The 18,055-nt window shown below is 72.2% G+C and carries 27 protein-coding genes; 13 read left to right on the top strand and 14 right to left on the bottom strand.

Annotated features, from left to right (window positions below):
- Positions 1-156 precede the first annotated feature (156 nt).
- Complete coding sequence (locus AC07DU_RS31295) at positions 157-648, bottom strand: flavin reductase family protein (protein ID WP_479115124.1); 492 nt, start codon at positions 646-648, stop codon at positions 157-159.
- Between the two features lie 196 nt (positions 649-844).
- Between AC07DU_RS31295 and AC07DU_RS31290 the strand changes: the two genes are divergently transcribed.
- Positions 845-1,366, top strand: coding sequence for a hemerythrin domain-containing protein (locus tag AC07DU_RS31290; protein ID WP_479030059.1), 522 nt, complete (start codon positions 845-847; stop codon positions 1,364-1,366).
- A 141-nt stretch (positions 1,367-1,507) separates the two neighbouring features.
- Positions 1,508-1,876 carry a PRC-barrel domain-containing protein gene (locus AC07DU_RS31285; protein WP_360892197.1) on the top strand — a complete coding sequence of 123 codons (369 nt, stop codon included), beginning with the start codon at positions 1,508-1,510 and terminating at the stop codon, positions 1,874-1,876.
- 52 nt (positions 1,877-1,928) lie between these two features.
- Here the strand turns inward: AC07DU_RS31285 and AC07DU_RS31280 are convergent, their stop codons facing one another.
- Positions 1,929-2,741: a ribonuclease BN gene (locus tag AC07DU_RS31280; protein ID WP_479030534.1), complete on the bottom strand. Its 813-nt coding sequence runs from the start codon at positions 2,739-2,741 to the stop codon at positions 1,929-1,931.
- 143 nt (positions 2,742-2,884) lie between these two features.
- Positions 2,885-3,622 (bottom strand): VOC family protein, encoded by a 738-nt coding sequence (locus AC07DU_RS31275; protein ID WP_479030532.1) that lies wholly within the window; start codon positions 3,620-3,622, stop codon positions 2,885-2,887.
- Between the two features lie 260 nt (positions 3,623-3,882).
- On the opposite strand from AC07DU_RS31275, the gene AC07DU_RS31270 reads away from it, so the two are divergent.
- From AC07DU_RS31270 to AC07DU_RS31235, 8 genes are all read left to right on the top strand, one after another.
- A complete protein-coding gene (locus AC07DU_RS31270) occupies positions 3,883-4,569 on the top strand; it encodes a HemK2/MTQ2 family protein methyltransferase (RefSeq protein WP_479115122.1) in 687 nt (228 codons plus the stop codon).
- Positions 4,553-4,813, top strand: coding sequence for a CDGSH iron-sulfur domain-containing protein (locus tag AC07DU_RS31265; protein ID WP_453372113.1), 261 nt, complete (start codon positions 4,553-4,555; stop codon positions 4,811-4,813). The genes AC07DU_RS31270 and AC07DU_RS31265 overlap by 17 nt, the downstream gene beginning before the upstream one ends.
- Positions 4,810-5,868, top strand: coding sequence for an iron-containing redox enzyme family protein (locus AC07DU_RS31260; protein ID WP_479115120.1), 1,059 nt, complete (start codon positions 4,810-4,812; stop codon positions 5,866-5,868). Before AC07DU_RS31265 ends, AC07DU_RS31260 begins: the two co-directional genes overlap by 4 nt.
- 141 nt (positions 5,869-6,009) lie before the next feature.
- Entirely contained in the window at positions 6,010-6,552 is a 543-nt protein-coding gene (locus AC07DU_RS31255; RefSeq protein ID WP_479115118.1) for an EGFR-like transmembrane domain-containing protein, read from the top strand.
- Position 6,553: 1 nt separating this feature from the next.
- Positions 6,554-7,174, top strand: coding sequence for a hypothetical protein (locus AC07DU_RS31250; RefSeq protein WP_479115116.1), 621 nt, complete (start codon positions 6,554-6,556; stop codon positions 7,172-7,174).
- 11 nt (positions 7,175-7,185) lie between these two features.
- Positions 7,186-7,566, top strand: coding sequence for a PRC-barrel domain-containing protein (locus tag AC07DU_RS31245; RefSeq protein ID WP_479115114.1), 381 nt, complete (start codon positions 7,186-7,188; stop codon positions 7,564-7,566).
- Between the two features lie 163 nt (positions 7,567-7,729).
- Positions 7,730-7,885, top strand: coding sequence for a DUF6131 family protein (locus AC07DU_RS31240; protein WP_360892177.1), 156 nt, complete (start codon positions 7,730-7,732; stop codon positions 7,883-7,885).
- Positions 7,886-8,204: 319 nt separating this feature from the next.
- Positions 8,205-8,672, top strand: coding sequence for an ATP-binding protein (locus AC07DU_RS31235; RefSeq protein WP_479115112.1), 468 nt, complete (start codon positions 8,205-8,207; stop codon positions 8,670-8,672).
- Positions 8,673-8,796: 124 nt separating this feature from the next.
- Here AC07DU_RS31235 and AC07DU_RS31230 read toward each other — a convergent pair whose 3' ends face one another.
- Together AC07DU_RS31230 and AC07DU_RS31225 are read right to left on the bottom strand one after the other, a co-directional pair.
- Positions 8,797-9,636: a DUF1206 domain-containing protein gene (locus AC07DU_RS31230; RefSeq protein WP_479115110.1), complete on the bottom strand. Its 840-nt coding sequence runs from the start codon at positions 9,634-9,636 to the stop codon at positions 8,797-8,799.
- Positions 9,637-9,641: 5 nt separating this feature from the next.
- Positions 9,642-10,091: an SRPBCC family protein gene (locus AC07DU_RS31225; RefSeq protein WP_360892168.1), complete on the bottom strand. Its 450-nt coding sequence runs from the start codon at positions 10,089-10,091 to the stop codon at positions 9,642-9,644.
- A 196-nt stretch (positions 10,092-10,287) separates the two neighbouring features.
- Between AC07DU_RS31225 and AC07DU_RS31220 the strand changes: the two genes are divergently transcribed.
- Together AC07DU_RS31220 and AC07DU_RS31215 are read left to right on the top strand one after the other, a co-directional pair.
- On the top strand, positions 10,288-11,355 hold the full coding sequence (locus tag AC07DU_RS31220) for a mechanosensitive ion channel family protein (RefSeq protein WP_360892165.1): 1,068 nt from the start codon (positions 10,288-10,290) through the stop codon (positions 11,353-11,355).
- A gap of 83 nt (positions 11,356-11,438) precedes the next feature.
- A complete protein-coding gene (locus tag AC07DU_RS31215; protein WP_360892162.1) occupies positions 11,439-11,843 on the top strand; it encodes a VOC family protein in 405 nt (134 codons plus the stop codon).
- Here AC07DU_RS31215 and AC07DU_RS31210 read toward each other — a convergent pair.
- The 6 genes from AC07DU_RS31210 to AC07DU_RS31185 all read right to left on the bottom strand — a co-directional run bounded on the left by AC07DU_RS31210 (position 11,834) and on the right by AC07DU_RS31185 (position 15,635).
- Positions 11,834-12,496 (bottom strand): DUF4230 domain-containing protein, encoded by a 663-nt coding sequence (locus AC07DU_RS31210; protein WP_479115108.1) that lies wholly within the window; start codon positions 12,494-12,496, stop codon positions 11,834-11,836. The two genes, AC07DU_RS31215 and AC07DU_RS31210, sit on opposite strands and share 10 nt — an antisense overlap.
- 61 nt (positions 12,497-12,557) lie before the next feature.
- The gene (locus AC07DU_RS31205; protein WP_360892157.1) at positions 12,558-12,680 is read right to left on the bottom strand and encodes a hypothetical protein; all 123 of its coding nucleotides are present in this window, start codon (positions 12,678-12,680) and stop codon (positions 12,558-12,560) included.
- 91 nt (positions 12,681-12,771) lie between these two features.
- Positions 12,772-13,203, bottom strand: coding sequence for an ATP-binding protein (locus tag AC07DU_RS31200; protein ID WP_479030031.1), 432 nt, complete (start codon positions 13,201-13,203; stop codon positions 12,772-12,774).
- 110 nt (positions 13,204-13,313) lie between these two features.
- Positions 13,314-14,270, bottom strand: coding sequence for an anti-sigma factor RsbA family regulatory protein (locus AC07DU_RS31195; protein WP_479030028.1), 957 nt, complete (start codon positions 14,268-14,270; stop codon positions 13,314-13,316).
- A complete protein-coding gene (locus AC07DU_RS31190; protein ID WP_479030025.1) occupies positions 14,267-14,698 on the bottom strand; it encodes an STAS domain-containing protein in 432 nt (143 codons plus the stop codon). Before AC07DU_RS31190 ends, AC07DU_RS31195 begins: the two co-directional genes overlap by 4 nt.
- 10 nt (positions 14,699-14,708) lie before the next feature.
- Positions 14,709-15,635 carry a SigB/SigF/SigG family RNA polymerase sigma factor gene (locus tag AC07DU_RS31185; protein WP_360892146.1) on the bottom strand — a complete coding sequence of 309 codons (927 nt, stop codon included), beginning with the start codon at positions 15,633-15,635 and terminating at the stop codon, positions 14,709-14,711.
- A 213-nt stretch (positions 15,636-15,848) separates the two neighbouring features.
- Between AC07DU_RS31185 and AC07DU_RS31180 the strand changes: the two genes are divergently transcribed.
- Positions 15,849-16,193: an STAS domain-containing protein gene (locus tag AC07DU_RS31180; protein WP_453374747.1), complete on the top strand. Its 345-nt coding sequence runs from the start codon at positions 15,849-15,851 to the stop codon at positions 16,191-16,193.
- Positions 16,194-16,275: 82 nt separating this feature from the next.
- Here AC07DU_RS31180 and AC07DU_RS31175 read toward each other — a convergent pair whose 3' ends face one another.
- From AC07DU_RS31175 to AC07DU_RS31165, 3 genes are all read right to left on the bottom strand, one after another.
- Positions 16,276-16,731 carry an ATP-binding protein gene (locus AC07DU_RS31175; protein WP_360892140.1) on the bottom strand — a complete coding sequence of 152 codons (456 nt, stop codon included), beginning with the start codon at positions 16,729-16,731 and terminating at the stop codon, positions 16,276-16,278.
- Between the two features lie 180 nt (positions 16,732-16,911).
- Positions 16,912-17,229 (bottom strand): hypothetical protein, encoded by a 318-nt coding sequence (locus tag AC07DU_RS31170; RefSeq protein WP_479030020.1) that lies wholly within the window; start codon positions 17,227-17,229, stop codon positions 16,912-16,914.
- Between the two features lie 179 nt (positions 17,230-17,408).
- A complete protein-coding gene (locus AC07DU_RS31165) occupies positions 17,409-18,020 on the bottom strand; it encodes a CGNR zinc finger domain-containing protein (RefSeq protein ID WP_360892134.1) in 612 nt (203 codons plus the stop codon).
- Positions 18,021-18,055 lie beyond the last annotated feature (35 nt).

Genomic DNA, 18,055 nt, shown 5'->3' with positions numbered 1-18,055 from the left:
TTTGTTTTTTTCTCCCCCCCCCCCCCCCCCCCTCCCCTCCCCCCCCCCCCCAGCCCCCCCCCCCCCCCCCCCCCCCCCTCCGCCTTGCGATGCACGGCACCGGACGACGCGGGCTCAACCGACAAGATCCGAAAGAGACGACCTTGGGGGACCGGATCAGGCCGGATGCCCCGGCGTGAGGTCCTGGACGTCGCCGAAGCGCAGCAGGGGCGGCCGCACCGGACCGGGAGGGCCGTGCTCGACGGGCGAGAGCAGGAATCCCACGTGGTCCCCGCCGTCGACGTGCCCTTCGATGCGGCCGACGAACCAGGCGCACGCGTCCTGGAGGACCGGCGCGGTCCCGTGGTCCGGCCGTCGCCAGGCGACGTGCTCGAATTTGTCGAAGCCGTCGTCGCCGGTCCGGCTGCCGAAGAGCTCCGCCGTCCGCTTCTGATCGTTCCGCAGGGCGTGCACCGCCAGGTGCGAGGCGTTGCGCGCGACCCGGTAGGTGCGGTTGGCGACGGAGAGCCACACCATGAAGCGCGGCGGGTCGATCGAGCACTGGGAGGCGAAGCCCACCAGGCAGCCGGCCCGCTCGTCCCCGTCCGCCGCCGTCACCACGTACATCGGGTAGTCGAGTACGCGGGTGAACGCATCCAGCTCTTCCACGATCGGGCCCCTGCCTCCGCACCGCTCCGGTGCACCCTACGGCGTCCCGCCCACGCTACCGCGCGCCGCGGCCGCCGGACGGGTGCGACCCGGCCAGGGGACCCTTTCCAGCCCTTGCGGCCCCTGTGGGGTTCGGATCGCGCGCCGCGGGCAGGCGCGGCAGCCGAAGCGAAACCCGAGAGCAGGAGGGACCGGCATGGCCGCGGACAAGCAGGAGGACCAGGACGTCGTCGCGGTGATCCTCAAGGACCACCGCAGGATGGAGGAGCTCTTCCGCCGGATGCGCAGTGTGGAGGCGGACCGGGCGGGCGCCCTCGCGGAGTTCTCGGCCCTTCTCGTCGCGCACGGCGAGGCGGAGGAGGCCGAGGTCTACGGCGCTCTGAAGAGGTTCAAAGGCGTCGACGACCACGAGGTCGACCACGGCAGCGAGGAGCACGCCGAGGGAAACGAGGCCCTCCTGGCCCTGCTGGAGGTGTCCGAGGTGGGCTCCGACGAGTGGGACGCGCGCCTGGAGGACCTGGTCAAGGCGGTCTCCCACCACCTCGACGAGGAGGAGCGGACCATCCTCAACGGCGCCCGGGAGAACGTGCCCCAGGAGCGCAGGGCCGAGCTCGGGGCGGTGTTCCTGCGGGAGCGCGAGCGCCTGCTCGCGGCCGACTGCGGCAGCGTCGAGAACGTGCGCGCCCTCGTACGGGGAGGGCAACACCCGGGCGAATGAAGCCCGGAGGGCGGGGCAGGCGAGTTCGGGCGGGGCACCGAGGCCACCGCGTACGACGTCGAACCGCCGCGTACGACGTCACCAGAGGAGCGACGGGAGGGACTCCCTCACCGTCTCCGTCTACAGGAGGAGTTGTTTCGCGTGACTGAGCATGTGTGGAGTTACAAGTCGACCGCCGGCCACCTGGCCGGAGCCGATCTGACCGGGTACAAGGTCGAGGCGACCGACGGCAGCATCGGCAAGGTCGACAAGCACTCCTACGAGGCCGGTGACGCCTACATCGTCGTCGACACCGGCGTGTGGATCTTCGGCAAGGAGGTGCTGCTCCCGGCGAGCACCGTGATCCGGATCGATGCGGACGAGGAGAAGGTCTACGTCGACGGCACCAAGGAGCAGATCAAGAACGCCCCGGAGTTCCACCGTGACAAGCACCTCGGTGACGTGGCCTACCGCGAGGAGCTCGGCACGTACTACACCACCGGTGAGCCCTTCGGCCGCCGCCCTGCCTGACCCGGTCGCAATGGGCCCGGACTCCTGGAGTCCGGGCCCGTTCCCCTGTCCGTCACCGGCTCGGCTCATCCGCCGGGCCGCTGTCGCCGGCCGGGGACCGCCGGGGCCTGCGGCGCAGCAGTTCGTCGCGGAGCAGCCGGCCGGCGAGCGGGCCCCCGAACACCACGACGCCGATGGCGACGAGCCAGGTCTGCAGGACGAGGACCGTTCCGAAGGGGCCGTAGGTGACGGCGTTGGACGCGATCAGCGGGGAGAAGACGAGCCGCGAGAAGACCCGCAGTCCGAGCAGTCCGAGCATGGTGGCCACCGCCCCCGGAAGCAGGGCGGCCCACGCGACCCGGCCGCCGAGCAGGAGCCGCTGGGACCACCAGAAGAACAGGGTTCCGATCGCCACCGCGATGAGGCCGCGGGCCGGGGACTCGCGCCACGGCGACGTGATCGCCGACAGGTAGAGGACACCCACCAGCACTGCCAGCCAGAGCGCGTGACGCCATCGGGCCCACCAGCGGGCCGGCGGCAGGTCCCAGACCCTTTCGTAGCCGCTCTGCATCACGGTGCCGAAGGACAGCCCGAATACGGCGAGCAGCGCGAGCCCGAACGCCGTCGTGGTCCGCCAGGCCTGGCCGGGCAGCGCGAAGAGCCGCTCGATCTCCCCTTTGGCGGCCGGCGACACGCCGAGCCCGTCTCCCAGCCATTGTGCGAACCCCTGCCCGCCGCGGGTGTCCGCTGCGGACACGACGATCAGGAGGGGTACCAGCGTCAGGAACCCGAGGGCGGCGAACCCCAGTGCGCGTGGCCACAGTTCCAGGTCCCGCACATGGGCCCAGCGGCGTCCGGCTCGCGCACGGCGGATCGCGCTGCGCATCCGCCCGAAGGGTGAGGTGACGAGCATGGCCGCTCCCGCTGCTGCTCCCACCGTAGGACCCCCGGGCGGGGGATTCCACCGGGATCGGCGGCGCCCGCCCGCGCGCCCGCAGGCCCGCGCGCCCGCGGTCCCGTCGGGCCTGGTCAGGCCGGCGGGTCCTGCGGTGCGACCACGGTGAAGAGCGCTCCCTCGGGATCGGCGAGGACGACCCACCGGCTCGTGCTGGACGTCTCTACGGGAGAGGCGGTCCTGCCGCCGAGCCGGGCGGCGGCCTCCACCGCGCTCTCCAGGTCGGGCACGCGGAAGTGGACGTGCCAGCGGGGGCGGACCACGGGGTCGGGCGCCGCTTCGAGCGCGCCGCCGCTGATGCGGGCCACGGTCTCGTGGCCGTGGCGCAGCACGACGCGGTCGTGCTCGTAGGAGACGGTGCAGCAGCCGGGCCGCTCGACGCCCCAGTCGAGGACCTCCCCGTAGAAGATGGCGGCGGCGAACGCGTCGCGCGTCCGCAGGTGCAGCCAGGCCGGGGCGCTGCCGTGGCCCACCGACCAGTCGGGGACGACCTCGCCCTGCCAGAACCCGAAGACGGCCCCGGCGGGGTCTGCCGCCAGAGCGGCTCGCCCGGTGCCGAACGCCAGGGGGCCCACCGCCATGGTGGCGCCGCGTTCACGGATCCGGGAGGCGGTCACGTCCGCGTCCTCGACGGCGAAGTACGGCGTCCACACCACCGGCACACCCGCGCTGCCCGCGAGCGCGCCGATGCCGGCCACGGGCGCCCCGTCGCGGAAGGCGACCAGATTGCCGTCGCCCGGACCGGCGGGACGGAAGTCCCAGCCGAGGACCGCACCGTAGAACCCCTGTGCGGCATCGAGATCCCGGGCCAGCAGGCTGACCCAGCACGGGGCACCGAAGATCTCGTGGCTCGACGTCGACACAGCTGCCAGCCTCATCTGCCGTTCGCATGGGACGGGACGCCTCCACCGTAGACCGGCGGACAGCCCGGAGGCGGGAGGCATTTCCGTCTGTTCCTCTGAAGATCGACGGAAATACGGCTGAGGTGCTCCGGGCGGGGCAGCCGCACGGTGTCGTCAACTGTTGTCGCGGCCCGCCGCAAAGGGGCCGCACCCGATCCCGGAGGTAAGCGGTGTCCAGTACGGTTCTGACCTCGGGCACCCTGCCAGCCGACCTGATCGCGCTGCCAGGTGTCTACCGGCCGCAGGCCGATACCCGTTTCCTCGCCGAGGCGCTCGCCCGGGAGGACGTGGGCCTGCGGACGGAGGCACTGGAGATCGGCACGGGCACCGGTGCCCTGGCCCTCCAGGCCGCGAGCCGGGGAGCCCGCGTCACGGCGGTCGACGTCTCCTGGCCCGCCGTGGCCACGGCGCGGCTGAACGCGCTGCGCCGCGGACTGCCCGTGCGGGTCCTGCACGGCGACTTCGCCGCACGCACCGCCGGGCGCCGCTTCGACCTCGTCGTCGCCAATCCGCCGTACGTCCCGGCCCCGGGGGCCCGGCTGCCGTCGCGCGGGCCGGAGCAGGCCTGGGACGCCGGTCCCGACGGGCGCGGGGTCATCGACCGGATCTGTGCGCGTGCCCCGAGCCTGCTGCGGTCCGGCGGAGTCCTGCTCATGGTGCATTCGGGCATGTGCGGGCCCCAGGAGACCGTGGAGCGGCTGACCGGGGCGGGGCTGGCCGCGAGGGTCACGGCGAGGACGTCCGTGCCGTGGGGCCCGGTCCTGCGGTCGCGACGGGGCTGGCTGGAGCGGCAGGGCCTGGCGGGCGCGGCCGAGGAATGGGAAGAGCTGGTGATCATCCGTGCCCAGTCCCTCTGAGCGCGGGCGGGCCGCGGCGTCCCTGCGGGACGACGCCCGCCGGATGTGCGTGGAACCGCAGGGCCCGGTCCTGGTCGAAGGCCCTGTCGAGATCGTCATGGAGGACGGGACCGTCGCCCGGTCCGACCGCTTCGTGGTCGCGGTGTGCACCTGCCGCCGCAGCCGCATCCAGCCCTGGTGCGACACCAGCCACCGCCGCCGTGAGCGAGCCGACTCACCGCCCGAGGACAGGAAGCCGCGATGACCCCTCCGAGCCCGCGCGTGAGCGTGAGCCCGCACCCGCGCCCGAAGACGACGGCGCCCGTCGGCGGCCCCCGCCTGGTCGACGGCCGCGGCGAGCTGTCCCGCGCCGTGAGCCGGGCCCTGCGGTCCGGCGGCCCGGCGGAGTACGCCGCGCAGTCCGTGCTGAAGGCGGACCCCTGGGGTGAGGACCTTCAGCTCGCCCTCTACCTGCTGTACGAACTGCACTACCGGGGCTTCGACGGCGTGGACGACGAGCGGGAATGGGACCCGGACCTGCTGCGGCTGCGCCAGTCGCTGGAAGCCCGCTTCCTGCACGCCCTGCGCAGCGATCTGCCCGGCGTCCCCCACTCGGTCGAGGAGGCCTTCGCCCCGCTGCTCGTCGAGCCCGTGGACCTCTCCGGCAGCCTCAGCCACTACCTCGAGACCGAGGGCCGGCGCTGGCAGTTGCGCGAGTACGCGGCCCTGCGCTCCCTCTACCACCTCAAGGAGGCGGACCCGCACGCCTGGGTCATCCCCCGGCTCACCGGCCGCGCCAAGGCCGCCATGGTCGCCATCGAGTACGACGAGTTCGGCGCGGGCCGCCCCGAGCGGATCCACGCCGGGCTCTTCGCGGACCTCATGGCCGACCTCGGCCTGGATGCCGCGTACGGCCGCTACCTGGACCACGCGCCGGCGCCGCTGCTGGCGACCGTGAACCTGATGTCCCTCTTCGGGCTCCACCGGGCCCTGCGCGGAGCCCTCGTCGGACACTTCGCGTGCGTCGAGGTCACCTCCTCGCCCGGTTCCAGACGCCTCGCCAAGGCCATGCGGCGCTGCGACGCGGGGCCGGCCGCCGAGCACTTCTACGCCGAGCACGTCGAAGCGGACGCGGTCCACGAACAGGTCGTCCGCCACGAGGTCATCGGCGGTCTGCTGGCCGACGAGCCCGCCCTGGAGGCGGACATCGCGTTCGGGTGCGCGGCGACCGTCCTGCTGGAGGACCGCCTCGCGCTCCACATCCGCGAGGCGTGGGACCAGGGGCGCAGTGCCTTGCGCTCGCCGCTGCCCGAGGGGTGAGCGCGTAGGGCCGGATGCGGCTCCGTCGGCTCCTTCGCGGCCGCCGGCACCGGGCGCCCCGAGGGCCCGGTGGGTTTGGCCGGCGGCGGGGTGGGCAGCCGCGCCAATGCATACCGACAGGCCCCAGAACGGAGGCCGCACATGTCAACCAGCACGTTGATAGCCGTCATCGTCGTCGGCGCACTCGTCGTGATCGCGCTCACCGTGATCCTGGCGATGCTGGCGCGACGACGGCACCTGCGCAGCCGCTTCGGACCGGAGTACGAACGCGCGGTGGAGGAGAAGGGCGGCAGGATGGCCGCCGAGCGCGACCTGCGGGCCCGCGAGGAACGGCACGACAGGCTCGACATCAAGGAGCTGCCCCCGGAGCGGCGCCGGCACTACGCCGAGGAGTGGAGCGGGGTGCAGGAGCACTTCGTGGACCGGCCCGAAGGCGCGGTGTCCGAGGCGGACGCGCTGGTGTCGCGGCTGATGAAGGAGCGCGGCTACCCCACCGAGGGGTACGGCGGCGCCGTCCGCGACCTCTCGGTCGAGCACGGGCGCACCCTGGAGCACTACCGCGCCGCGCACGACGTCAAGGAACGCAGCGGGAACGGCCAGGCCACGACGGAAGAGCTCCGCGGGGCGATGGTCCACTACCGGGCCCTGTTCGAGGAGCTGCTCACCGACGAGAGGAGCGGGTGACATGCAGATCCACGGTGACAAGGACGAGCGGGACACCGAGCCCGGTCTGACCACGGAGGACCTCGCCCATCCGGGCGGGGCAGGCGCAGACGCGGCGCCGGCCTATCCCGGTGAGGCGACCCGCGACGACGACGAGCGGTTCGGGGGCGGTGAGGCGCGGGACGAGGAGCTCGGGACCGGGGAAAGCCGGGACGAGGGGCTCGGGACCGGGGAAACCACGGACGCGCAGACCCTGGACGCGGACGAGCGCACCCGGGACGGGGACCTCGGAGCCGAGGCCACGTCAGCGGAGACGACGGCGACCGCGACGGATACGGGGGCCGATCAGAGGACCGACGAGGCCGCCGACGACAGCGAGCCGCTCCTCGGCGCCCAGGAGGCGGAGGAGTACCGCAGGGCGTGGAGCGACATCCAGGGCCGGTTCGTCGACGACCCGCAGGCAGCGGTCAGGTCGGCGGACACCTTGGTGGCCGAGGTCATGCAGACCCTGGCCGGTACGTTCGCCTCCCACAAGCAGGGGCTGGAGGGCCAGTGGGACCGGGGCGAGCAGGTGGCGACGGAGGACCTCAGGCTGGCTCTCCAGCACTACCGCTCGTTCTTCAACCGCCTCCTCAAGACCTGAAGGCAGGCGCCGTGACCGAGCACGTCTGGAACTACCCGCCGTCCTCCGGCCACCTGGCCGGGGCCGACCTCACCGGATACAAGGTCGAGGCCACCGACGGCAGCATCGGCAAGGTCGACAAGCACTCCTCCGAGGCCGGCGACGCCTACCTGGTCGTCGACACCGGCGTGTGGATCTTCGGCAAGGAAGTCCTCCTCCCCGCGAGCACGGTCTCCCGGATCGACTTGCAGGAGGAGAAGGTCTACGTGAACCGCACGAAGGAACAGATCAGGAACGCCCCCGAATTCCACCGGGACAAGCACCTGCGCGACGCCGGCTACCGGCAGGAACTGAGCACGTACTACGACGTCGGGGGCCCCGGGGACGGCCCCGTCGGCAGTCATCGCGCGTGAGCGGCTCCCGGGGCGCCGACGTCCGGCCGGGGGGTACCACCCCGCCGCCGAGGATGGAGTGGCACAGCACTGATAAGGACGGCATTAAGGGGTAGACGCCCTCTGAGGCGCCCCGGCGGATCCACCCGTTCCGCCGATTCCCAACGCACACACGAGGAGCATCATGATTCTCGTCGGGCTGATTCTTCTGATCATCGGATTCATCACCGGGATCTCCATCCTCTGGACCATCGGGATCATCCTGCTGGTGATCGGGGCGGTGCTGTGGATCCTGGGCTCGGTCGGGCACGCGGTCGGCGGCCGGCGCCACTACTGGTAGCCGTGGGCTCACGCCGGAGGCGCCAGGCCTGCGGCGGTGACGCGCGAGGACAACGGCCGGCCGCACGCGTGAGCCACACAGAAGCCGGCAGACAGGGGCGGGACCGCTGAGGAAGCGGTCCCGCCCCTGGTTGCGTCCGTACGGGTGAGTTCGCCGGCCCCGCTACGCCGAGGGCGATGTTCACGTGTCCGGGCGAACGAGGCGGGCATACGCGACACCGGGGACGCCGGTACACAGGACGACCGGCCCGGGCGGTTCGCAGACGAGAGCCGGCCCCCCTTCCATTCAGCACATCAGTCAACGCCGGGGTGAGGCGACAGTGGACAAGACGGGAGCAGCCACCGGCGGTCCCGGATGTACGGGAGCGCCGGTCACGGGGCAGTGCCGCCGACTGGCTCTGCGCAGTGTCAGGGGCGCGGTGGCCAAGGGGCGGGACTTCACCCGCCAGGCCCTGAGGGACTGGGGCTGGGACTGTCGCGAGAGCACCGAGGACGCGGTGCTCGTCGTGTCCGAGCTGGTGACCAACGCGGCCCTGCACGCGGACGGCTGCCACGAGCTCGTACTGACCGCAGGGGAAGCACTGCGCATCGATGTGCTCGACGGCGAGAAGGTGCTGCCGTGTCCCCGGGCCGTGCCGCGGCCGGGCGTCCCCGGCGGCCACGGCCTGCACCTAGTCCAGAGGCTCTCCGACCGGTGGGGCTCCTACGCCCATGCGACCGGCAAGGTCGTCTGGGCGGAGATCGAGGCCTCCCGTCTGGCCGCCCGCCGGCCGCCGGGGCCCCACTGAACCCGCCCTCAGGCCCCTGCGACATGGCCCCGGACGCGCTGACGGCCCGCCACCCCCGAAAGGGGTGGCGGGCCGTCAGCGGTCTACGTGCCGGGCGGCGCGAGCGCCGCGGGTGTCGCCCGGATCAGACGCGGATCCAGCGGGCCAACGCCCAGGAGAACGCCCCGAAGAGCATGAGCCCCACGGCGATCACGATCAGCAGCCACGGCCCCGCCCCGGTGTGGGCGAACGACCTCAGCGTGTCGTCGAGCCCCTTCGCCCGCGCGGGGTCGTAGCGCAGCGCCGCGTACACGACGAAGCCGCCGACCGCCGCGAACAGCGTTCCCCGGGCCACACCACCGGTCACGCCGAGGAAGTCGACGGCTTTGCGCCACCGCGCCGAGGCCGCGCCCATGGCGAGGCGCTTGTGGAAGGTGCGCCGCACCGCCTGCACCGCGATGACCACCCCGCCGATGCCGATCCCGAGCCCGACGGCGCCCACCAGCCACTGGCCGGCGGGCAGGTCCAGCGCCTTCGCCGTCACATCGCGCGACTGTTCGTCGCCGGAGCGTCCGCCTCCCGCCGAGGACGCGAAGCTGAACACGGAGAAGGCCACCACGGCGTAGAAGACGGCCCGGGCAGCCGCGGCGAACCGTTTCAGGGGCTTGTCGCCCTCCGGCCCGGCCGCGCCGAACACCGCCTCCGACAGACGCCACAGCATCATGCCGACGAGCCCGACGCCCACGGCCCAGATGAGGAATCCGCCGAAGGGCTTTCCCGCGAGCTCCTGGAGGGCGCCGTGACGGTCGGCCTCCTTGTCGCCGCCGCCAAGGGCGATGCGCACGGCCAGCATGCCGATGAGCACGTACAGCACCCCGCGCGCCACCAGCCCGGCCCGCGCCGTGACCTCCCGGAATTCGCCGCCCCGGGACGCGGCTCTGGCGCCCTTGCGCGCGGCGCCCTCGCCCGCGGTCTCGCTTCTCATGGCGATCAGACCTCGCCGCGCCAGGCGCCCGTCTCGACTCCGCGTGACTCGATGAACAGCTTGAAGCGCTTCAGGTCACCCCCCACCTGACGCTTCACGAAGCCCAGCTTGTCGGCGGCCGCCTCGGCCAGACCGTCGGGCACCCAGTTCATGTGCAGGACGACCTTCGTGGTGGTGGCGTCGATCGGCTGGAAGGTCACCAGCCCGGCCTGTCGGGCCTCGCCGTCGACCGTCATCCACGCCACGCGCCGGTCCGGGAGCTGCTCGGTGATCTGCGCGTCGAACTCGCGCTGCACGCCGTTCACGTTCGTCACCCAGTGGGTGAGCGTGTCGGAGCGCTGCTCGACGCGTTCGACCCCCTCCATGAAGGCGGGGAAGTCCTCGAACTGCGTCCACTGGTTGTACGCCGTGCGTACGGGAACATTGACCTCGACGTACTCCTCGACGTGCGACATGTGCACCCTTTCCGTGTCGTCGGCACCCCGCACCCTGAAGTGCGGGTCGTCCGTCAGGACGTCTTGAGGCGCGGGTACCCGCCCCTGGCGGCGCCATGCACGGGGCCCCGGCCGCCCCGTGGTGCCCGCCTGTGTCAGCTCCCTCGCGTGGGGCAGGCGCGTGCGGGTCCATGCCACCTACCTGCGCCGAGGCGATATGAACAGCGCTCTTCTCCTGCCGACCGTCCTGGGGGGCTCGATCCTGGTCACCGCCGTGGCCGGATGGGCCGTCGACCTGCTGCTGCGCCGCGTCGACGCGAAACACCCCGAAACACCCCTGTGGCACCTGCTGCGGCACTGCCGCCGCGCCCTGCAGATCGTGCTGCTCGCCGCCCTGCTCCAGGGCTCCTACCGGCAGATCGCATGGCCGCCGCTGCGTGACAACGCGGCCACGGTGGGCCGGATCCTGTCGCTGGCCCTGATCGGTGCGGGAGCCTGGCTGATCGTGGCGGTGGCCTCCGCCGTCGTCGAGTCGGGGTACGCCCGCTACGCCACCGGTACCCGCGACCCGGCCCGGGTGCGCCGGGTCCGCACCCAGGTGACGCTGATCATGCGCGTCGTGACGGTCGTGGTGGGCGTCGTCGCCGCCGCCGCGATGCTGCTCACCTTCCCCAGCTTCCGGGCGCTCGGTACCTCCCTGCTCGCCTCGGCGGGGATCATCGGCATCGTGGCCGGCGTCGCGGCCCAGTCCACCCTCGGAAACCTCTTCGCGGGCTTCCAGATCGCCTTCGGCGACATGGTGCGCATAGGAGACACCGTCGTCGTCGCGGGGGAGTGGGGAGTGGTCGAGGACATCACCCTGACCTTCCTCGCCGTACGCACCTGGGACGAACGCCGGCTCACCATGCCCGTCTCGTACTTCACCACGCGGCCGTTCGAGAACTGGTCCCGCGGCGGCGTCCAGATGACCGGCACGGTCTTCGTCCACTGCGACCACAGCGCGCCCGTCGACCGCATGCGCGAGAAGGTCCACGAGATCCTGCTCGCCTGCCCCGAGTGGGACGGCCGCGCCTGGGACCTCGCCGTCACGGAGACGACGCCCTCGACCATGGTGGTGCGCGCCATCGTCACGGCCAAGGACGCCGACGACCTGTGGACCGTGCGCTGTGCCGTACGGGAGCAGCTGATCGGCTGGCTCGCGGAGAAGCACCCCGACGCACTGCCCCGCGTCCTCGTGGGGCCCGCATCGGGAGCCCAGGACACCGACGCGGGGCGGGGCCGGTGACCGGGCACACCCGCACGCTCCGCCGGCCCGGCCGCGGTCCGTACGGCGCGTGTACGGACGACGACGCAGGGCACACGCGCTGCATGACCGTACTCAAGACCAGTGTTCTCGTCCTGGACTGCGCCGAGCCCGAGCCCCTGGCCCGCTTCTACGCCGAACTGCTCGGCGCCACCGCGGGCCCGGCCCCCGGCGACGGGGAGCTGTTCCTCGTCACCGGCGGCGCCGGCGTGGTGCTCGGGGTGCGCCGCGATCCGCATCACACGCCGCCGAGCTGGCCGCTCCCCGAGGACTCCCAGCAGGCCCATCTGCGGATCCTGGTGGCGGAGGACCTCCTGGACGAGGCCGAGCGGGAGGCCGTGGCCCTCGGAGCGCGCCCGGTGGCGGCGGAGGAGGACGGCACCCGGCTGGACAGCCGTACGACACTGCGCCGGTACGCCGATCCGGCAGGGCACTCGTTCGTCCTCGCCGCCGTCCGCGATCAGCCGTAGGCGACGGTCACTTCCCGGAAGCCCAGCGAACCCAGCAGCCCCTCCAGCATCGCCACGGTGTTCTTCTCGGCGCGCTCGGCGAGACCGCTGTCACGCGCGGCCTCGTCGATGTGCCGGGCGGCGAGCTTCTGTACGGCCTGCTCACCGGCCGGGTTGTCGGAGAACAGATCGCCGATCCGGTCCAGCAGGCCCCGCTGCTTCGACACCGCGTACGAACGGTCCGGGTCGAGGGCCGCCGTGCCGAGCACGGCGTGCGGCAGCCGGATGGAGGCCTTGGTGCGGTCGCCGTTCACGGTGACGTTGCCCTCGCTCAGCCCGCCCAGGTCGACGTAGCCGCTGACCGTGCCGGAGCCCACGTACAGGGTGCGGGTTCCGCGGATCGCGTCCGGCAGGAAGGCCGCATCCTTCTCCAGGTCCACGACCACCTGGAAGGTGCCCACGGCCGCCTCGTAACGTTCCATGTCCTGGATCGACTTGAGCAGCGCCGGACCGGAGCGGTCGCGCGTCTCCTCGCCGAAGAGGCCCCCGAATCCGGGGAGCAGACTGAAGCGCTCCACGAGCACGAGCAGCACGACGAGGACCGCCAGGCCGACGGCGACGTGCCCCCACCACGGGCGCCGCGAGCCGCCCGGCCGAGCCGAAGAGGTTTCCATGCTCCGCGGATACCCCCTGGGGGCCGATCCAGCACGCAGCGCCCTCTCCACGCCTCGCCCTCTAGCGGTGGCGGGCGAGGGTGCGTACGAGGACGATCAGCGCGAAGGCGATGACGAGCAGGTGCACCCACGCGGGGCCGGGGGCCGGGGCCAGGGACAGAGCGGTGAGCTGATGTGAGTCCATGATGCGCGCTTGCCCGCAACGGCCGCGTTGACGCCTCCCGTTGAGGGAGGACAGGGCGGACGGCGGGACGGACGACGGGACCGGCGGCCGGTCAGAACCCCGCGGGCCTGCCGGTCGTCAGCCGGGAGGCCTCGATCTCGGCCCAGACGGCCTTCCCGTTTTCATGCGCGTGCGCGCCCCAGCGGTCCGAGAGGCGCTCCACGATGTAGAGGCCGTGGCCGCCCGGCACGCCGCGCTGCGGGGACGGGTGGCGGCGCGGCAGCGTCGTCGTGCCGTCGTACACCTCGATGCGCAGGCGCTCCCCGGCCGTGAGGACGAGTTCGTGACAGCCGTCGGCGTGCAGCGACGCGTTGGTCAGCAGCTCGGACACCAGGAGCAGGGCGTCCTCGGCGGTCTCCGTCCCGTCCCAGCCCCAGTCCTCCAAGGCCTGACGTGTGAAGTCGCGGCCCTTGGCCACGCGACCCCGGACGCCCGCCAGGGCGAGCCGACGACGCTGGCCCCCCACCGGGAAGCCCGCACTCACGGGATCGCCCGTTTCCGGGCCTATGGTCTCCACTGTGGTCTCTCACCCCCACGTTGACGCTGGTATCTGCGCTCGGCACCTGCCCGTGACAGTCTAGGGGACCGCCGGTCTCAAGGCGTTGCCATGTGCAGTCGCAGCGTGAAGGCGGTTTCCGTGGCCCGGACCTCGACCAGATCGCACAGCTGGTGGATCATCCACAGGCCACGGCCGCCCTGGGCCGATGCCAGGGAGGGGCGCCGGCGTCCCGCCAGGGGATCGGCCAGCCGGCCGGCGTCGTGGATCTCCGCGACGACTCCCGAGCCGGGGCCGGCGGTGGCCCACAGCCGCAGCGTGCCCTTCCCGCCTCCGTGGGAAAGGGAGTTGGCCGCCGCCTCACTGATGGCCAGGATGAGGTCGCCGCGCCGAGCCGCGGTCAGGGCCGTGGTGCGTGCCCAGCCCTCGGCGTGCTCGCGCACCTCGGCCAGCCCTCCGTGGGAGTACTCCAGCCGGTACACCGCGCCGTCGTGCTCGGGCAGGGGCAGATCGCAGTCCGCGCAGACCTTGGAAGCGTCGGTGTACGCCGGGCTCACCAGGTCCCGGCCGTCCTCGACCAGCGTCGGGTGCGTGCGGCGTGCCTCGCTCACCACCGAGGGCGCCAGGCCCGGTACGTCGTACGGGCACAGGATGGTCGCCGCCCGGCCGGCGAAGGCCGTGTTGATGAGGGCCTCGTGGCGGGTGGCCTCCCGTACCTCGGCGGGGGAGCGGCCGGGCCAGATCGGCTCGCCGACGATCCGGGCCGCGCGGCCCGCGTGCCGGTCGGCGAAATCCTGCAAAGCGGCCAGGATGCGGCCGGGGTTGCGGCCCAGCTCCGTCATGTCCGTCCAGGTGACATCCGTCACGCCGTCCCCGAGGCTCTCGCGCAGGGCCGCCAGGTGCGGGCCCGGAACGGCGACGAGGACCGGCTCGTCGGCCGACAGGGCGGCACGTACGAAACCGCCCACGCCGGTCAGGTATTCGTCGAGGTCCCGGTAGAAGAGGGCGGGGTGGACGAAGGCCCCGGGTCCGGCGGGCGCTGGAACTGTGATCATGCTGCGACCTCCAGCGCGGCGCATTCGTCCGGGAACATCTCCACTACCTTGCGAAGCGAGTATGGCGGGTCGTGGAGGAGCAGGCGACGCCCCTCCCCCCTGAGAGCGGCCGAGGCCCCCACCAGGGCGGCGACTGCCGCCGGGTCCAGGAAGGCCACGGCGGAAAGATCGAGGTGGACGACAGGGCCCGGAATCCGCACCACGGCGCCGAGCGCGGCCTTCAGATCCTGCCGGGTGTCGAGGTCGCAGCTGCCGCTCAGGCGCGCGCCCGGGCGGTCTGGCAGCGGCAGGGCGTCCAGCGTCGTCGTGGCGCCCGCCGCCGCTCCCGTCCGGGTCGGCGCGCTCCACGCGCCCGCCGCCGCCTCCCCCCGCTGCGCTTGTGCGTCGGCGGGGGAGGCGGGGCGGTCGTGTCGGTGAGGGGACGGCATGGACTCGGGCCTACACCCTGAGCATGCCCTCGCGCAACCGGGCGAGGGTCCGGGACAGGATGCGCGAGACCTGCATCTGGGAGATGCCCAGCTCGGCGCCGACCTCGGCCTGGGTCTTCTCCTCGCCGAAGCGCATCTGCAGGATGAGCCGGTCCCGTTCGTCCAGCTGTTCCAGCAGGGGAGCCAGGGTGTGGAAGTCCTCGAAGAGTTCCATGGCGGGGTCGACCTCACCGAGGCGTTCCGCCAGCGGCCGGGTCGTCTGGGCCGCAGTGGACGGCGCGTCGTCGTCCGGGCCCGCGGCGTCGAGGGAACCGCTGGTGTAGCCGTTCGCGGCCACCAGGCCGTCGATGACCTCGTCCTCGGACAGTTCCAGGTGCTGGGCGATCTCCTTGACCGTCGGCGTCCTGCCCAGGACGTCGGTCAGGGCCTCCTGCGCCTTGGCGAGTTCCATGCGCAGTTCCTGGAGTCGCCGGGGCACGTGCACGGCCCACGTGGTGTCGCGGAAGTAGCGCTTGATCTCACCGACGATGTACGGAAGGGCGAGGGTGGAGAACTCGACCTCGCGCTCCAGGTCGTAGCGGTCGATGGCCTTGATGAGGCCGATGGTTCCCACCTGGATGATGTCGTCCATGTCCAGGCCGCCCCCGGCGGTCCGGGACCGGAAACGTCGCGCGGCGAACTGCACCAGGGAGAGATTCATCTCGATCAGGGTGTTGCGCGTGTACTGGTACTCGCGGGTGCCCTCCTCCAGGGTGCGCAGCTTCCCGAAGAAGAGCCGCGACAGTTCGCGTGCGTCGGCGGGCGCCATTTCGCGGGCGTTCTCCACCCGGAAAAGTTCTTGGTCCTGCGTTGGCGCTCCCGCGGTGCCTCGGTCACAAGCAGGGACCTGCGCCTCTGTTGCACGAATGGGGCCTGTAGCGGTGGCCGAGCGAGACATGGTGGCCGCTCCCTCCCGATTGACTAACGGCTGCCCGGGCCCTTGTGCCCCGGCTTCGCGGTTCTACACAACCTTCCTACCATCGATTTGCTCGTAGGGTTGTTTCGGGCGTCCCGAAGGCGCCGCCGTGGCCGGGGGAGGGCGGCGTCGCGCGAAGGAGCGGGCATACTCCCTTGAGGAGGACGTACAGGTGGCGAAGCCGGGGAGGCGGACATGACCGGAGCAGGGGACGCGAGCCAGCACGGTGTGGTCAAAGACGGCTACGCGGCGGGGGCGGGTTGGGTGGTGGCGGCCCACGGCGAGCTCGATCAGGACACGCTGGCTCCCCTCGAGGAGGCTCTCACGTCGGCCGTCGGCAGGCATCCGCTGGTGGTTCTGGACGCCGGAGCCATCACGTTCGGAGACTCTTCCTTCCTGAACCTGCTCCTACGGCTGCACCGTCTCACCGCCCTGCGCATCGCCGCCCCCGGTGAGCAGCTGCGCCGGCTCTTCGCCGTGACAGGTGCCGATACCGTCCTCTCCCTGCACGAGAGTGTCGAGGACGCCCTCGCGGCCTGACCGGCGTGAGCTGTCGTGCACTGACACGGGGTGGCGTGAATCCGCCTCACTTCCCCTGATCCGGCGTGAGTGACCGGCCCGGTCAGCCGGGGGGCGGGGCGGCCGCGTGCGGAGCCGGTCCACCGGCCGGCCGGAAGCACGCGGTGACCGCCTTGCCGCCGTGGCACGCGTGCACGTCCATGGAATCGGCCAGGGCGTCGACGATCCCCAGCCCGCGACCGGACGTGGCGAACGTGGGCTCCCGCGCGCCCTCGTCGTGGTCGGGCGCCCGGCGGCGGGGTAGCCGCGGATCGGCGTCGGCGACGCTCAGGTGCAGGCAGGAGCCGTCCCAGGTCAGCACGAGGTGGGCGGTGCCGGCCGCGTGCAGGTGCGCGTTGGTGACGAGTTCGGAGACGCACAGCAGCACGGAGTGCACGGTGTCGGCCGCCGAACGGTTCCACGGCAGTGACGCCAGGTGCCGGGCGGTCCACTCCCGCGCCGCGCGGACGCCCTCCGCGATCGGAAACGAACGCGCCCATCCGACTGCCTTGACCGCCATTGCCCTCACCCGCTCCTGCCGAAGTGCCGTGCGTCATGGCGCGTGTACCCGCAGCCCGCGCGAGCACCCGGTGTTGTGACCGGCAGGATGCGCGCACGTGCGTTCGGGGCCCTGTGCGACCCCCGGCCCACCGGCCGTGGCGCGAAGCCGGGAGCCCCCAAGGGCCCCCGGCCGGCACCCTTACTTCTTCACGTACAGCCCGTAGAAGTAGAGGGGCATTTCCACTCCCAGGCGGATCGGCTCACACACGTAGGCGCTCCACGTGCCTTCGGTGATTCCCCTCTGCCCCCGCGTCTCGCATTCCTTGGGCGTCATGTAACTCTTGTAACCGACATATCCCTCGGGAACGGTCGAGATCACGGCCTGGACGCCCGTTTCAGAAGTGCCCTCGGTGGCCGCGGTCACCCCCGCCGGAACCTCGGAAGCCATTGCGGTGCCTGACATCGTGGCAGTGAGGAACGAGCCGGCGACGGCTGCCGCGGCGACCCATGTGGACATACGCACAGATTGACTCCTCTTCCCTTTCGCGCACCCTGGCCGACACTCGGCCAAAGACGTTCAGATCGGACGAAGCAACCTTACGTATGTCCTATTTGGAGGGTTGAGTTCCTTTCCTTTTCCTGTTTTTTGACCCGAAATCATCACGCCATTTGCAAGGGGTAATTCCCAGCCAGTCGTCATGCTCCGCGCTGAGGATCTGCGGCCTGGGTACGCCGGGCGTAGGCGCGGGCGGCCCGGGCGCGGTCGCCGCAGCGGACCGAACACCAGTGGCGACGGCCGTGGCGCAGCAGGTAGCGGTTGCAGGGGGTGGAGGCGCAGGCCGTAAGGCGTTCGGCGTCGGGGCCCGTGAGCAGGTCGGCGGCGTCGTCGGCGAGGACCGCGAGGGCGTGTTCGACGATCAGGGCGGTCGGGTGGGAGGCGGCCCGGTACGGGCCGTGGGTACGGTCCCAGTGCAACAGCGAGGCCGCGGGGGCGCGGGTGAGCGCGTCGTTGACGGCGGCGACGGCCCCCGGCAGGCCGGGGTGGCCGGCGACCCGCGCGGCCAGCAGTGATCTGACCTGCTCGCGCAGGGACCGCAGCTGCGCGGCGCAGGTCTCCTGGAGGTCCACCTCGGGCGGGGCCAGGTCGCGCTCGATCAGCCACCGGTTGGCGGTGGCGGGGGTGCCGAGGAGATCGGTGAAGTGACCGCCGGGCAGGGCTACGGCGCTGTTGGCGAAGTCGAGCGCAGGGTGCTGCTCCGCGCCGGGTGCGGGTGGCAGGGCGGTCTCGGCGGTCACGTTCTCCTTCATGGCTCTCATGTTACGTCTTGCGTCCATCCGTGAGA

This window comes from Streptomyces sp. NPDC045695, assembly GCF_056432025.1.
The sequence above is the reverse complement of the archived record's forward strand: the minus strand, read 5'-3'. Positions and strand labels throughout refer to the sequence as shown.